The following is a 15397-nucleotide window of genomic DNA, read 5'->3' on the forward strand; positions in this document are numbered from 1 at the left end:
GCGGTGAGAAGGATGGATTCCACAGTGGACCGCAGCGCGGAGCGGGAGGACATAGCCGTCGTCGGGATGGCGTGCCGGTTCCCGGGAGCACGGAACCTGAACGAGTACTGGCGGCTCCTGACGGACCCCCGGGCCCAGTTCGGCCGGATCCCCGACGCGCGGTGGCGCGTCGACGGCTTCCTCAGCGAGGACTTCCGCGACACCTCGGCCGCCTACACGGACACCATGGCGCTGCTGCCGGACGTGGACCGCTTCGACGCGGCCCACTACGGCATCCCGCCCCGCCGGGCCAAGGCGATGGACCCCCAGCACCGGCTGCTCATCGACCTCGCCCGCGAGGCGATCCAGGACGCCGGGTGGGAGGCCGACGGCTTCGACCGCGAGGAGACCTCGGTGATCACGGCCCTCACCGAGAGCGGCTACCGGGGCCTGACCACCCTCCAGATCCGGATGCGGCAGCTGGCCGGCGGGGAGTTCGGGGCACGCCCGGGCGATCCCGGCTGGCGGGAGACGGTCCGCGCCGTCGACGGGATGCAGGGCACCTCCGTGGCCGGGATCCTGCTCAACATGGGCCCGAACACGATCAGTTCGGTCCTCGACCTGCACGGCGAGAGCTACGCGCTGGACTCCGCCTGCTCCGGCGGCCTCATGGCCGTGGCCAACGCCGTCCACGCCCTGCGCTCCGGCCGCACCCGCATCGCCCTCGCGGGCGGCGCCCAGCTGGTCGTCACCCCCGACCTGCTCGTGGGGCTCTGCCGGATCGGCGCCATCTCGCGCACCGGCCGCTGCCTGCCGTTCGGCGCGGACGCCGACGGCTTCGTCCTCGGCGAGGGCGCCGGGATGCTGGTGCTGCGGCCGCTGTCCGACGCGCTGGCGGCCGGTGACCGGGTGTACGCCGTGATCCGGGGCGTGGGCACCGCCAACGACGGCACCGTCCAGGGCGGCATGCACCCGCAGGCCGCCGGACAGCTGCGCGCCCTGCGCCGCGCCTACCGCGACGCCACACTGACCCCCGGCGACGTCGGCTACCTGGAGGCGCACGGCACCGGGACCACCGTCGGCGACCCCGTCGAGCTCGCCGTCCTGCGCGAGCTGCGCGGGCCGGACGCGGCCCCCGCCTACCTGGGCGCGGTCAAGGCGGTGGTCGGCCACTCCCTCAACTCGGCGGGACTCGCCGGGCTGATCAAGGCGGTCCTGGCCGTGCAGCGGGGCGTGGTCCCCCCGCAGCCGGAGTTCGCCCTCGCGGAGCCGCCCGAGCTCCGGGCGGCGCGGCTGACCGTGCCGACGGAACCCGTCGCCTGGCCGCAGGACGGCGGCCCGCGCCGGGCGGGCGTCAGCGCCTTCGGCTTCGGCGGAACGGGCGTGCACCTGGTGCTGGAGGAGCACACCCCGCGGCCGGCCCGACCCGCCCCGCCCGCAGGCCCGTACACGCTGACCCTCAGCGCCCGCGACCGGGCCGGGCTCGCCCGGTACGCCCGCGACCTGGCCCGTACCGTCGCCGAGGACCGGCCCGCCCTGGCCGCCGTGGCCGGCACCCTGGCCCGCCGGGCCCCCCTCGGGGAAGGCCTCACCGTCGAGGCGCACGGCATCGACGAGGCGGTGGCCCGGCTGACCGGGGCGGCCGAGGCCCTGGAAGCGGGCCGCCGACCGGACCCGTCCGGCGGGGCGGTCGTACCGGCGGGGGAGCGCGTACCCCCGTGCACCCTGCCGCCCAGCCCGCTCGCCCCGCGCCGGCACTGGATCGTGGACGAGGCGGCACGCGCGACGGCCGACCCCGACCCCGGGCCCCCTCCGGAGGCGGAGCCGGATCGGCGGCAGGGGGCGGAGTCGGAAGGAGCGCGCCCCGACGCGCGGGGCGCCGCGGTCGTCGTCCTCGAAGAGGTGTCGCGGACCGGCGTCTACCCGCTGTCCGACCTGCACGAGGGCCAGACGCTGGTCGCCGACCTCGGCTTCGACTCCCTGATGCTGCACGAGCTGGACACGCGCATCGCGAACCGGGTGCCGGGATTCCGCACCGAGGAGATGTTCTCCCCGGACCTCACCGTCGGCCGGCTGATCGCCCTGGTGGACCCGGACCGCGGCGCGCCCCGGCCCCCCGCCCCGCGGGCGGACCCGCCGCCCGCCGTGCGGTGGAACGCCGAGACGGCGGACGTCGACGCCTTCCCGGAGGTGGCCGCGTTCGAACGGCGCCTGGACTCCCTCACCGGGACCGGGGCGTACCCGTACTTCCGGGTCCACGAGGGCACCATCCGCGACACCACGGTGATCGGCGGCCGCCCGTACCTCTCCTTCGGCAGCTACAACTACCTCGGCCTGTCCGGCCACCCCGCCGTCAACGAGGCCGTGCACCGCGCCGTCGACCGCTACGGCACCTCGGTGTCCGCGAGCCGCGTGCTGTCCGGCGAGCGGGACCTCACCGTCCGCCTCGAACGGGCCCTGACGGAATTCCTCGGGGTCGGGGACTGCCTGACGCTGGTCAGCGGCCACGCCACCAACGTCACCGCTATCGGGCACCTGGTCGGCCCGGGGGACCTCGTCCTGCACGACGCCCTCGCGCACGACAGCATCCTCCAGGGCTGCGCCCTCTCCGGTGCGGCCCGGCGCCCCTTCGCGCACAACGACCCCGAGCGGCTGGAACACCTGCTGCGGCTCAACCGGTCCCGGTTCCGCCGGGTGCTGATCGTCGTCGAAGGCGCCTACAGCATGGACGGCGACCTCGTCGACCTGCCCGCCCTGATCGAACTGAAGAAACGTTACGGCGCACTGCTGATGGTGGACGAGGCGCACAGCATCGGCACCGTCGGCGAACGGGGCCGGGGCGTCGGCGAGTTCTTCGGGGTCGACCGCCGCGACGTGGACCTGTGGATGGGCACCCTCTCCAAGGCCTTCGCCAGCTGCGGCGGCTACCTCGGCGGCTCGGCCCGGATGGTGCGCTGGCTGCGCCACACCCTGCCCGGTTTCGTCTACAGCGTGGGCCTGACCCCGCCCAACGCGGCGGCCGCGCTGGCCGCCACCGAGCTGATCGCGGCGGAGCCGCAGCGGGTGGCCAGGCTCCGGCGCAACTCCGAGCTGTTCCTCGGCCTGGCCGCGGCCGCGGGCCTGGCGACCGGCTCCAGCGCCCACACCCCGATCGTGCCGTGCATCCTCGGGGACTCGGCGCGTACCCTGCGCGTCGCGGAGGGCCTCTACGCGCGCGGAGTGACCGCCGACCCGATCTTCCACCCCGCCGTGGAGGAAGGGCTCTCGCGGCTGCGGTTCTTCGTCACCAGCGAGCACCGCGAAGAGGACGTCCGCCGGGCGGTGGCGGCGCTGTCCGAGGAGGTGGCGTCCGCCGCGGGAGGGCACGGGAGGTAAGCGGTCCACCTCAGAACAGGGTCCGTTCGATCCGGCTGAGCATGGCGCTCGTCCCCGGGTCGCCGCCCTCGTCCGCGTCCGCGCCGGGGTGCGCCGCGTGCTGCTCGGCGCCCTCCATCCGCTGGGCGAGCAGGTAGGCGATGATCTCCGCCTCCTGCTCCTGGACGTCGTCGTAGGTCGCGCGCAGGAGCATGTCGCGCACGAGGTCGGGGTCCAGGTCGGGGAAGAGGAGGCGGGCGGCCGCCTCGTCGAGTCCGCCGGCCCCGCGGTGGCAGCAGATGATGTGGCCCAGCTCGTGCAAGATGATGTGCTCCTGATGCGCGCTGGTGGTGTTGGCGTCGTAGAAGATCAGGTCCTCGTCGCGGGCGGCGACCCACATGCCGCACGGGTGTGAGGAGGGCATCTGCATCGGGACCAGGACGATCGGCCGCTCGCGCGCCTCGCCCAGGTGGCGGCAGAGCTCGGCGACGTCCGTCACCTCGGGGAGGTCGAGTTCGGCGAGCCGCCGGGCGCCGGCCTTGCGGAGCTTCTTGAGCTGGCTGCGCCGGTCGTGGTCGGCGGCCCGCTCCTTCCAGGCGCCCCTCATACGGGCTCGGAGGGGCCGGGGCCGTCGCCGGCGGCGGAGGGGTCCGCGACGGGTGCGTCGGTGACCGGCGGGAGGCCCTGCATCTGCCGGTACTGGTCCATGATGGCCGTGATGGCCGCGAGGTTCTCCTTCTTCATCCCGGCCGCGCGCATGGCCACGGCACGGACGCCGGACTGCCGCAGCGCCTCGATGGCGGCGACCTGGCTGAGGACCGACTCGGCGACCTTGTCGTCGAAGAAGTAGGCGACCGAGACGCCGAAGAACTTGGCCAGGGCGGCCAGGAGGTCGGGCGAGGGGTTGGAGCGCTTGCCGGTCCTGAGCTGCGACAGGTACACGCCCCCGGCCTTGAGCTCGGGGTTGACCCGCTTCAGCTCCTCGGCCACCTCGGCGTTGGTCCAGTGCTTGCCCTTGGGACGGACCGTCTTGAACAGGTCGTCAAGGCGCCTGGCGAGCAGGGGCCGGTCGTCGGACTCTGTCATGGTGATACTTCCTCCCGTCACCTCCTCGGTATAGCCCTTGGCTATACGCCAGTTTCACAGAATAGCGGTCAGTTGACAATTGGCCGGGACTCCGCCAACGTTGGGTCTCGCCGATAGCTGCCAGCTAACTCGTCACGGGGGAAGTACGACGAGTTGGCGGGCGGTGAAAGCGGACTGGCCCGGCCCTCGGGGGATGGGCCGGGCCAGTCCGGGCGATGGCCACCCGCCCGGCCGGCACAAGAGGCCGCGGGAACGGGGGAGGCCCGCCCGGTTTGACGGGGGATACAAACCGGGCGGGAGCTTCAACTCGCGGTGCCGAGTTTACTGTAGGCGGCCGCTACTTTGGTGAGCCAGGCGACTTCGGCCGTGAAGTTGTCCGTGTCGCGGTCGTCGAAGTCGCCGGCGTCCTTGTTGTCGTGCGGCATGGTCCCGGCCTGCTTGGCCAGCAGGGCCTGCTTGATCCGCGCCGCCTCCGTGAAGGCCTGCCGCGACTCCGCGTTCTCCTCCCGGCCCGCTTCTCCGGCCGAACCGCCCACGGTGGTCCGGTCGATGTACGGACGCAGGTCCCGCCACCCGTCGCGTATCTCGACGACCCGGCGGTGCAGCCGGTAGTCCAGGTCCGCGACGGACGCGCCCGGGGGCTCCAGGGCGATGTCCGGGGAGGACTCGTACAGGTCCCGCCAGAGCGGGTACAGCGCCCGGTACGAGCGGTAGCTCCGCCCCCACGCCAGCAGCCGCGAAGCCGCCGGACCCCACGAGGAGTTGGTCAGGCCGAGCGACAGGATGACGATGCCCGCCGCGCTGAAGATGTTCGAGGCCAGCTTCCAGACGCCGATGTCGACCCCGGCGGCGGCCGTCAGGATGTTGACCGTCCGGCACGTGCAGTACAGGAACAGCACCACGGCGGACACCCGCAGCACCCGCAGCGCCTGCCGCAGCGACTCGTTCTCCGTCATCCGCGCGTACGCGCCGCACTGGCGGAAGATGGTCACGCACGGCAGCGCCTGGGAGGCCATGAAGGCCAGGAGGTAGACCAGGACCAGCGGTTGCCCGCTGCCCGTGTCGAAGTCCGTGGACGGCCGGGAGGTTCCGTCGGCGAGGAGGAAGAGAGCCACCAGGGCCACGTTCAGCGCGCTCCCGGTGATCACCCACCACCGCGTCCTGCGCCGCGCCTCCTCCTCGGGGGCCGCCCACCGCAGCAGGATGATCTCCGCGGCGACGCAGTAGGCCACCGCCGACAGGTGCATGAGGAGGATGGCGAGGTTGCCCACGCCCAGGAGGCGCGGGCCGCCCATGGCGATGGCGCCGAAGGTGAAGGTGAGGCACTGGAGGACCAGCGTGGTGATCAGCGTCCAGTAGGCGCTGTCGTGCCGGCTGCGCCTCGCCTGGCACAGCCGGTAGATGAGCGCGGCGTACGAGGAGAGCGCCGCGATGACGAAGCAGAGGGTTCTGATGGTGTTCAAGGCCTGGTTTCCTGCAGGGTGTCGCGAGGGGCGGCAGTGTGGGGGTCAGTCGGTGGGTCCGCCGAGCGGGACCTCGAGCCCGATGCTCTCGGCCGCCACGGCGATGGCGTAGTCGAAGTACGCGGCCTCGTCCTTGACGCTGTCGTGGGTGCGGCTGAAGACCTGGAACACCAGGAGCCCGATGAGGCTGCTCCACAGCACGATGCCGCGCTCGACGATGTCCGAGAACGGGGCCTCGGGCACGCCGCCGAAGGCTTCGACCGCGGCCGGCAGCAGCAGCGGGGGCCCGGGCACCGCGCGCCGCGGCGGGGTCAGTTCACCGCCCTCCAGCGCGGCCCGGACGATACCGGCGAGCACGGCGGGGGTCCGCGCGGCGGCCGGGACGGTGTCCTGCGGGGCGTGGTAGCCCGGCACGGGAGAACCGTAGATCAGCGTGAACTCGCCGGGGTGGGCGAAGGACCACCGCCGCAGCGCGCGCGTGACGGCGAGCAGCCGCGCCCCCGCCGGGGCGCCGGCCGTGTCGGCCGCCTCCATCGCCGCGCCGGAGGCGTCGTAGGCGTCCACGACCAGCGCGGTCAGCAGGTCGTCCCGGTGCGCGAAGACGGCCTCCACGTCGGCGAGGCCGAGCCCGGACGCACGGGCCACGCCCTCCAGGGACAGCCCCGCGGCTCCCAGTTCCACCAGCTGCCGGCGGGCGGTCTCCTTGATCGTCTCCGCCGGGTCCGGGCCGGCGCCGTTCGAACTGATTGCTGAAACGTCCATGCCGGAACCGTACCCGCCGCCCCGAACAGCCGTGGCCACAGCACCGGGAGCGAGCCGGGCGGACCGCCGGGATCCGGCCACGGCGGTTCGGGGCTTCTGCCCGGCCTGGTCCGAAACCGCCTAAGCCCAAGGTCGTAGGGCCGATACGGCCGCAGGCCGATCTCCGGCGACCCTCCGCCGTCCTACGGTGATCCACATGGAGATACCCCAGCACCACAAGCAGACCGTCATTCCGCACATCATGCTCGACGGCGCCGCCGCGGCGATCGAGTTCTACGCGGAGGCGTTCGGCGCCGTCGAGCTCGTCCGGCTCGAAGGCGACGCCGGGCGGATCGCGCACGCCGAGATCGGCATCCACGGCTCCACCCTGATGCTCGGCGACGTCGACGTCCCGTTCTCGACCCCGGACCAGGGCGGAACGCCCGTGGCGCTCCACGTGTACGTGCCGGACGTGGACGGCCTGACCGCGACGGCGGTGAGCAGCGGCGCCGAACTGCTGAGGGCCCCGGCCGACATGCCCTACGGCGCGCGGCAGTCGATGCTGCGCGATCCGTTCGGCCACGTCTGGATCTTCCTCACGCCGATCGCGGCGGCGTGATCCGCATGTCGGACATCGCCGAACGGCAGGACACCGAGTACCCGATCGACCGGGCGCTCGTGCTCGGGCCGGGCGGGGTCGCCGGCACCGCCTGGACGGCCGGACTGGCCCACGGTCTGCGTCACCAGGGCCTGGACCTGGGCGAGGCGGACCTGGTCGTCGGCACCTCGGCCGGCGCGATCGTGGCGGCCGCGCTCGGTGCCGAGGACGGCCTCGCCCGCCTCGCCGACCCGCTGAGCGGCGGCCGCCCCCGGCCCGCCGGACCGGACCCGGGGCGGACGGCCGAGGTGTTCGCCGTGCTCGGCACCCCGGGCCTGGCACCGGAGGAGGCCCGGCGCCGGGTGGGACGGATCGCGCTGGAGACGGCCGACCCGCGCGCGCAGCAGGCGCTGCTGACCGGTCGTCGCGAGCTGATCGGCACGGACGCCTGGCCGCAGCGCCGTCTTCTGATCACGGCCGTGGACGCGGCGAGCGGCGAACCCGTGGTCTGGGACCGCGACAGCGGCGTGCCCCTGGTCCACGCGGTCGCCGCGAGCAGTGCCTTTCCCGGCACGGCGCCACCGGTCGCCGTCGGTGACCGGCACTACATGGACGGCGCGCTGCGCGAGGGCAGCAACGCGGACCTGGCCCGGGGGGCCCGCACGCTCGTCGTCGTCGAACCGCTCGCCCATCAGCACCCGCGAGAGCCGCACCGGCAGGCGCACGCCGCCCTGGCCGCGCGGACCGTGCTCACCGTCGTGCCGGACGAGGCCTCGGTCCGCGCCTTCGGCACCGACCCGGGCGACCGCGCGGCATGGGCTCCCTCCTTCCGGGCGGGACGCGCGCAGGCCGCCGCCGAGCACGGGCGGCTCCTTGCCGCCTGGACCGGTCCCCGGTCCGGGTGACCCCTTCAGGCGCGCCGGGTCAGCACGCGGGTGGTGCTGCCGTCGTCCTCCGTGACGTCCCGGACGTGCTCGAAGCCGAGCCGTTCCAGCAAGGCCAGCGAGGCGCCGTTCGCCGCGGCCACCGTGGCGTGCACCTCGGGGAGGCCGAGGGTCTCGAAGCCGTACTCCGCCAGGGCACGCGCCAGCTCGGTCCCCAGCCCCGCACCCCAGGCCGCGGGGGCCAGCGCGTAGACGATCTCGTGGCCGTCGACCGCGTCGGTCCGCTTGATCTCGGCGTGCCCGACCAGCTCGCCGTCGCGGCGGACGGCCCAGACGTCGAAGAGGTCCCCGGCGTAGACCTTGGTGAAGATCCGGCCGAACAGGGCCCGGTCCTCCTCCTCGGGGACGGGCCCGTCGCCCATCCACCGGGACACCCTCGTGTCCTGGAACAGGGCCACGAAATCCTCCTCGTCCGCGGGGACGTAGGGGCTCAGCAGCAGGCGCTCGGTACGCAGGGTGGGGGTCATGGACGGCGACGCTATCCAGCCGCCACCGGGGCGGCAAACGATTTGGCGGCGGCCCGGGCGGGAAGCGGGTGAGCCGTGTCTCACCCGCGCGGCGGCACTTGTCTATGCAACGAGTTGCATAGAAAGATTCGGGGCATGGCGCTCGACCACGCGATCCTCGTCTCCCTCCTGGAGATGCCGGGCTCCGGATACGAACTGGCCCGGCGGTTCGACCGGTCCATCGGCTACTTCTGGACCGCCACGCACCAGCAGATCTACCGCGTCCTCGGCCGCATGGCCGCCGACGGCCTGCTCACCGTCCGCGAGGTGCCCCAGCAGGGGCGGCCGGACAAGAAGGAGTACTCCGTCGCCGCGCCCGGCCGCGCCGCCCTCGCCCGATGGCTGCACGAGCCGATCGAACCCGAGAGCATGCGCCACGAGCTCGCCGTGAAGATCCGCGGGGCGGCCTTCGACGAACCCGCCGCCCTGATCCGCGAGGTCGAACGCCACCACCGCGCCCACAGCGACCGCCTCGCCCACTACCTGGCGGGCGAGCGGCGCGACTTCACCGGCCCCGAAGCCCCCGCCCCGCTCGACGCCGGGCAGGAGCTCCAGCACGCCGTGCTGCGCGGCGGCATCGCGTACGAGCGGATGACCGTCGCCTGGCTGGACGACGTCCTCGCCACCCTCCACCGCATCGGCGCGACCCCGCCCGCCTGACCGCACGACCCGTCACTACTCCCCGGAAGGCGACCCCTCATGGCCGACTCCCTGCTGTTCAACCCGCGCACCTACGACCCCGCGCACTTCGACCCCGAGACCCGCCGCCTGCTGCGCGCCACCGTGGACTGGTTCGAGGAGCGCGGCAAGCGCCGGCTGCTGGAGGACTACCGCACCCGCGCCTGGCTCGCGGACTTCCTCGCCTTCGCCGCCAAGGAAGACCTGTTCGCCACCTTCCTCACCCCGGCCTCCGCCGCCGGCCGCGCGGACCAGCGCTGGGACACGGCCCGCATCGCCGCCCTCAACGAGATCCTCGGCTTCTACGGCCTCGACTACTGGTACGCCTGGCAGGTGACCATCCTCGGCCTCGGCCCGGTCTGGCAGAGCGACAACGCCGCCGCCCGCGCCCGCGCCGCCGAACTGCTGGCCCAGGGCGAGGTGTTCGCCTTCGGCCTGTCCGAGCGCACCCACGGCGCCGACATCTACTCCACCGACATGCTCCTGGAGCCCGACGGCGACGGCGGCTTCCTCGCGACCGGCTCCAAGTACTACATCGGCAACGGCAACGCAGCCGGACTGGTCTCCGTCTTCGGCCGCCGCACCGACATCGAGGGCCCGGACGGCTACGTCTTCTTCGCCGCCGACAGCCGCCACCCCGCGTACGGCCTCGTCCAGAACGTGGTCCACTCCTCGAAGTACGTCAGCGAGTTCCGCCTGGAGCGCTACCCGGTCGCCGCCGAGGACGTGCTGCACACCGGCCGCGCCGCCTTCGACGCCGCCCTGAACACCGTCAACGTCGGCAAGTTCAACCTCTGCACCGCCTCCATCGGCATCTGCGAGCACGCGATGTACGAGGCCGTCACCCACGCGCAGAACCGGGTCCTCTACGGCCGCCCGGTCACCGCCTTCCCCCACGTGCGCCGCGAACTGGCCGACGCCTACGTGCGCCTCGTCGGCATGAAGCTGTTCAGCGACCGCGCCGTGGACTACTTCCGCTCCGCCGGTCCCGAGGACCGCCGCTACCTCCTCTTCAACCCGATGACGAAGATGAAGGTGACCACGGAGGGCGAGAAGGTCATCGACCTGATGTGGGACGTCATCGCCGCCAAGGGCTTCGAGAAGGACACCTACTTCGCCAACGCCGCCGTCGAGATCCGCGGCCTGCCCAAGCTCGAGGGCACCGTCCACGTCAACCTCGCGCTGATCCTCAAGTTCATGCGCAACCACCTGCTGGAGCCGGTCGACTACCCGGCCGTGCCGACCCGCCTCGACGCGGCCGACGACGACTTCCTCTTCCGGCAGGGCCCCGCCCGCGGCCTGGGCTCCGTACGCTTCCACGACTGGCGGCCCGCCTACGACGCGTACGCCGACCTGCCGAACGTCGCCCGGTTCCGCGAACAGGCCGACGCCCTGTGCGAGTTCGTCGCCACCATCGCCCCCGACGAGGCGCAGAGCCGCGACCTCGACTTCCTGCTCTCCGTCGGCCAGCTGTTCGCCCTGGTGGTGCACGGCCAGCTGATCCTGGAGCAGGCGCGCCTGACGGACCTGGACCGCGACGTCCTCGACGAGCTGTTCTCCGTCCTCGTCCGCGACTTCTCCGGCCACGCCGTCGAACTGCACGGCAAGGACTCCGCGACCGGGGCGCAGCAGGCCTGGGCGCTGGGCGCGGTGCGCCGCCCGGTCGTCGACGAGGCCCGCGCGGCCCGCATCTGGGAGCGCGTCGAGGCCCTCTCGGGCGCCTACGAGATGGCGCCGTAACGGAAACCGGCCCGCCGGCCGGGCCCGGGGCACGGCCCCCGGTCCGGCCGGCGGCCCGTCAGGCGGCCGGCTTGCCGGCTGGTCGTGGGTGGAGCAGGCGTAGGCGGACACGAAGTCGTCGCCGCGGCCCGTGATCCGGTCCAGGTCGGGCCGCGGCAGGTCGACCACGTGGTGAACCGGCCCGAGGGCGCGGCCACCTTCCGCGTACCGGCCGAGGACGTCCGCCACACCCGCACCTGGATGGCCTTCCCGGACAGCGGCTCCATCTGGGGCGGCGCGCTCTCCGGGGTCCAGGCGGACATCGCCCTGATCGCCAGGACCATCGCCAGGTCCGTGATCACCTCGATCCCGGTCGACGACTGCTGGACGCGCGACAGCGGCCCGGTCTTCCGCACCGACGGCTCCTGCGGCCTCGACGCCGTCGGCCTGGACTTCAACCGCCGCCGGGGTGGTGGGGGCGGGCGGCGCGGACGACCACGTGGGCGCGACCTCGCGCTTCCTCGCCTCCGGCCGGGCCGTGGTCCAGATGCCCCTGGCCACGGACGCGGACGCCTTCGCCAAGGACGCCCGTCGGGGACCAGGTGCTGTCCGCCGCCACCGCCGCCGACGGCACGCGCATGGCCGTCGAGCGGCGGCGGCATCCACTGCGTCACCCAGCAGCAGCCGGTTCCGTAGGGGGAGCCGTACCGCACCGGGCCGGACGGCCGCCGGAGTGCGGCCGTCCGGGGGACCCGGTAGCGTCGAATGCGTACGTTCCGCCCCACCCCTCGCGGCGCCTCCGCAACGGGTGGGCAGCCGAGGATCCGGAAGCAGGTGCCCGGAAGAGGAGCGGGATCGTATGGCACAGCACCCCCTCAGCGCGGCGGCCGCAGCGGCCGCACTGGTCTGCCTCGGAGCCTTCGGCCCGGCGGCCGGCACCGCCACCGCGGCACCCTCCCGGGCCGGGACCGCCGACCCCGCCGCCCCCGCCCGGTACGTCCCCGGGCCCTGCCCGAAGACGCCCGAGCCGATCGAGGCGCTGGCCACCGCGAAGTGCGGAACCCTGGAGGTGCCCGAGAACCGCTCCCGGCCCGGCGGCCGGACCATAAAGCTGGCCGTGGCGGTCGTCCCGGCCGTCTCCGCCAAGCCCGGCCAGGACCCCGTGGTGTTCATGTCCGGCGGCCCCGGCGGCGAGACGTTCGACGACCTCCCGTTCCTGGTCGGGTCGGGACTGAACCGGGACCGCGATCTGATCGTGATGGCGCAGCGCGGCAACCGCTACGACCAGCCCAACCTGGCCTGTCCGGAACTGGACCGCTTCTACGCCCAATCCGTGGGCCTCTCCTCCTACGCGCCCTCGACCGAGCGCCTGGCGCTCGACGCGGTGAAACGCTGCCGGGACCGCCTCACGGCGGACGGTACCGACCTGGGCGCCTACAACAGCACGGAGAACGCGGCCGACTTCGCCGACCTCCGGACCGCGCTCGGCCTCAAGCAGTGGAACGTGTACGGCCATTCCTACGGCAGCGACCTGGCCCTGACCTACCTGCGGCTGCACCCCCAGGGGATCCGCGCGGTGGCGCTCGACTCGGCGGCCCCGCCGCAGTACGTCTCCCTGCCCTTCGCCTGGGACAGCGCCAAGGAGGGGCTCGAAAACCTCTACCGGGCCTGCGCGGCCGAACCCCGCTGCAAGAGCCGCTACCCCGACCTCCGGCGCACCCTCGACGAGCAGATGCGCAAGCTGGACGCCCAGCCGCTGACCCTGGACGTCCGCCCGCCGCAGGGCGGGGACCCGGTGAAAGTCGTCCTCGACGCCGGCGCGGTGATCAACCTCCTCGTCGCCAAGGCACTCCCGATCGCCGACGTCCCGGCGGCCGTCGACGAACTCGGGCGCGGGCGTCCCGAGCGCTTCGCCCGGGCCCGCGCCGCAGGCTCGGTCGAGGACACCGGCCAGAACGCCCACGGCCTGACGCAGTCCGTGGTGTGCGCCGAATGGGCCCCGGGCCACCCGTCGTCCGAGGTGCTGGCCGCGGGCCGCAGGGCCTTCCCGGACTGGCCGGAAGCGGTCCAGGCGCAGGCGCCCCAACTGGCCTTCCAGAACGCTATGTGCGGCATCTGGAAGGTTCCCGACCGTGCGGCCGCCCAACGCGTGCCCACCAGCAGCCCGGTGCCCGTGCTCTTCCTCAACGGGACCGCCGACATGAAGACCGGGGCGGCGTTCGCGCAGAAGGCGGCCCGTACGCTGCCCCACTCCACCCTCGTGCGCATTCCCGGCGTCGGACACTGGACGGTCCCGCAGTCACCCTGCGCCCAGAAGGTGCTGGCCTCCTTCCTCGACCGTCCCACCGCGCCCGACATCGCCTGCGTGGCCGGCCTCCGGTGGGAGCCGTTCACGATCACCCCCAAGTGACCGAGCAACCGGGAGGGCACATGGCTCCCCAACGCGTTCCCCGTCGCCGCGGCGTTCGGCGGCTGCGTGCCACGCCGGCCGTGGCGGCGACCGGAATCCTCGTCACCGGCCTGTTCGCGCTCCCCGCGCACGGCGCCCCCTCCCCGGGCCCGGCGCCCCTCGGCAGCGTCGCCGGGACCGCCGGCGCCGCCCGCTACACACCGGGCGCCTGCCCCAGGACGCCCGAGCCGGTCGCCGAGCTCGCCGGGGCCCGCTGCGGAACGCTCACCGTCCCCGAGAACCGTGCGAAGCCGGGCGGCCGGACGATCAGGCTCGGGGTGGCGATCGTGCCGGCGCTCGCCGCGAAGCCGCAGCCCGACCCGATCGTCTGGCTCGCCGGAGGCCCCGGGGACGACGCCGTCGGCGAGGCGAAGATGGCCGTCGACGGCGGCCTCAACCGCGACCGCGACGTGATCTTCATGTCCCAGCGCGGCACGTACTCCGCCGATCCCGCGCTCACCTGCCCGAACATCGACGAGTTCAACGCACGCGCGACCGGCCTCGTCGCCGACTCGCCCGCCACCGAGCGCGAGCACCTCCAGGCCACGAAGACCTGCCGCGACCGGCTGACCGGACTCGGGGCCGACCTCGGCGCCTACAACGACACCGAGAGCTCCGCCGACCTCGCGGACCTGCGCACCGCGCTCGGCGTCCCGCAGTGGAACCTGTACGGCATCTCCTACGGCACCCAGCTGGCCCTCGTCACCATGCGCCTGCACCCGCAAGGGATCCGCTCGGTCGGCATCGACGGCATCCTGCCGCCCTCCACCTCCGGCGAGGCCCTGACCTGGAGCGCCGCCAAGCAGGGCTTCGACGGCCTGTTCAAGGCCTGCGCCGAGCAGCCCGCCTGCAACGACCGCTACCCGAACCTGCCGGCCACCTTCGAACGCCTCGTGCGCGAACTCCAGGCCAAGCCGGTCACCACCACCGTCACCCTGCCCGACACCCACCGGCAGGTGAAGGTGGTCCTCGACGGCACGGCCCTGGTGAACTGGCTGACCTCCGCCACCCACGTCGCCGCCCAGGTGCCCCGCGCCCTCGACGAACTGGACCACGGCAAGCCCCAGCGGATCGCCCAGCAGTGGTCGGTCGGCAAGTACAGCCCCCAGGCGGTCGGCCGGCTCTCCCACGGACTCGTCTACGGAGTCTTCTGCAGCGAGTGGACCCCGTACGAGGCCCGGGACGCGGCCCTGCGCGGCGGCGAGGAGGCCTTCCCGTCCTTCCCGCGCTCGGTCCAGTCCCAGTCGCCGCAGCTGGCCTATCTGCACCAGGACTGCGACACCTGGAACGTCCCCGCCGCGCCGCGCTCGATCCGGGACGCCACCACGAGCGACATCCCCACCCTGGCCCTCTCGGGCGGCTTCGACTCCCAGACCGGAGCGGCCAACGGCACCTACGTCGCCCGCACCCTGAGCAAGGCCACCGTCGTCACCGTCCCCTACGAGCCGCACGTGGTCTTCGCCACCTCGAAGTGCGCCCAGACCATCGCGGTCTCCTTCTTCGACACCCCGACGGCCCCCGACACCCGATGCCTCAAGGGCCTCAAGCCCCCCGCCTTCGACACCGGCCCCTGAGCCGCCGACGCACCGGTGGACCCCCGCGGGGCCACCATCCGGAGTGACAGCGGACCACATGCCGGAACACATGCTTGACCGATCAACCGGCGGCGACGTAGCTTCGGGCCGAACGACTCGTGAGCTCAGGGAAGGAGGCGACGTCGGATGCCGACCGTCTCCGCGCCGCCGCGCCCTGCCCACGAGGTCGCCTGGGCGCCCGGCCGTGTAGCCCACGGCTGCTGAACGGCCCCTCCCTCCCGGTGCGCCCGATCGCGGCCCCGGCCCCTTTTTTTCCCACACCCCGCCTGCGGTACGCCGACGCGT

Annotated in this window: 12 protein-coding genes; 7 read left to right on the top strand and 5 right to left on the bottom strand. The window is 73.5% G+C overall.

All coding sequences use genetic code 11. The features are described 5' to 3' along the window. Positions 1-12: 12 nt before the first annotated feature. Positions 13-3354: an aminotransferase class I/II-fold pyridoxal phosphate-dependent enzyme gene (locus ACFY0O_RS26080; RefSeq protein ID WP_388950686.1), complete on the top strand. Its 3342-nt coding sequence runs from the start codon at positions 13-15 to the stop codon at positions 3352-3354. Between the two features lie 10 nt (positions 3355-3364). Here ACFY0O_RS26080 and ACFY0O_RS26085 read toward each other — a convergent pair whose 3' ends face one another. From ACFY0O_RS26085 to ACFY0O_RS26100, 4 genes are all read right to left on the bottom strand, one after another. Beyond that, complete coding sequence (locus ACFY0O_RS26085; protein WP_388950688.1) at positions 3365-3940, bottom strand: toxin; 576 nt, start codon at positions 3938-3940, stop codon at positions 3365-3367. Continuing rightward, entirely contained in the window at positions 3937-4419 is a 483-nt protein-coding gene (locus tag ACFY0O_RS26090; RefSeq protein WP_358898235.1) for a helix-turn-helix domain-containing protein, read from the bottom strand. Before ACFY0O_RS26090 ends, ACFY0O_RS26085 begins: the two co-directional genes overlap by 4 nt. Positions 4420-4721: 302 nt before the next feature. Further along, positions 4722-5882, bottom strand: a complete 1161-nt coding sequence (locus ACFY0O_RS26095) for an MAB_1171c family putative transporter (RefSeq protein ID WP_388950692.1) — start codon at positions 5880-5882, stop codon at positions 4722-4724. Between the two features lie 45 nt (positions 5883-5927). Next, a complete protein-coding gene (locus ACFY0O_RS26100) occupies positions 5928-6644 on the bottom strand; it encodes a WHG domain-containing protein (protein WP_388950694.1) in 717 nt (238 codons plus the stop codon). Between the two features lie 196 nt (positions 6645-6840). On the opposite strand from ACFY0O_RS26100, the gene ACFY0O_RS26105 reads away from it, so the two are divergent. Both ACFY0O_RS26105 and ACFY0O_RS26110 read left to right on the top strand, forming a co-directional pair. After that, positions 6841-7242 (top strand): VOC family protein, encoded by a 402-nt coding sequence (locus ACFY0O_RS26105; protein WP_388950696.1) that lies wholly within the window; start codon positions 6841-6843, stop codon positions 7240-7242. Positions 7243-7247: 5 nt separating this feature from the next. Further along, a complete protein-coding gene (locus ACFY0O_RS26110; RefSeq protein ID WP_388951257.1) occupies positions 7248-8126 on the top strand; it encodes a patatin-like phospholipase family protein in 879 nt (292 codons plus the stop codon). Between the two features lie 5 nt (positions 8127-8131). Here the strand turns inward: ACFY0O_RS26110 and ACFY0O_RS26115 are convergent, their stop codons facing one another. Further along, the gene (locus tag ACFY0O_RS26115) at positions 8132-8632 is read right to left on the bottom strand and encodes a GNAT family N-acetyltransferase (protein WP_388950697.1); all 501 of its coding nucleotides are present in this window, start codon (positions 8630-8632) and stop codon (positions 8132-8134) included. A gap of 135 nt (positions 8633-8767) precedes the next feature. Between ACFY0O_RS26115 and ACFY0O_RS26120 the strand changes: the two genes are divergently transcribed. The 4 genes from ACFY0O_RS26120 (at position 8768) to ACFY0O_RS26135 (ending at position 15091) form a co-directional block, all read left to right on the top strand. Then, on the top strand, positions 8768-9331 hold the full coding sequence (locus tag ACFY0O_RS26120) for a PadR family transcriptional regulator (protein ID WP_358898225.1): 564 nt from the start codon (positions 8768-8770) through the stop codon (positions 9329-9331). 39 nt (positions 9332-9370) lie between these two features. Beyond that, the gene (locus ACFY0O_RS26125; protein WP_388950700.1) at positions 9371-11089 is read left to right on the top strand and encodes an acyl-CoA dehydrogenase family protein; all 1719 of its coding nucleotides are present in this window, start codon (positions 9371-9373) and stop codon (positions 11087-11089) included. Between the two features lie 838 nt (positions 11090-11927). Further along, the gene (locus tag ACFY0O_RS26130; protein ID WP_388950702.1) at positions 11928-13478 is read left to right on the top strand and encodes an alpha/beta fold hydrolase; all 1551 of its coding nucleotides are present in this window, start codon (positions 11928-11930) and stop codon (positions 13476-13478) included. 80 nt (positions 13479-13558) lie between these two features. Beyond that, positions 13559-15091 (top strand): alpha/beta fold hydrolase, encoded by a 1533-nt coding sequence (locus ACFY0O_RS26135; RefSeq protein ID WP_388950705.1) that lies wholly within the window; start codon positions 13559-13561, stop codon positions 15089-15091. Positions 15092-15397 lie beyond the last annotated feature (306 nt).

Origin of the sequence: Streptomyces sp. NPDC001594 (genome assembly GCF_042893675.1) — a bacterium.
Taxonomy (GTDB): Bacteria; Actinomycetota; Actinomycetes; order Streptomycetales; family Streptomycetaceae; genus Streptomyces.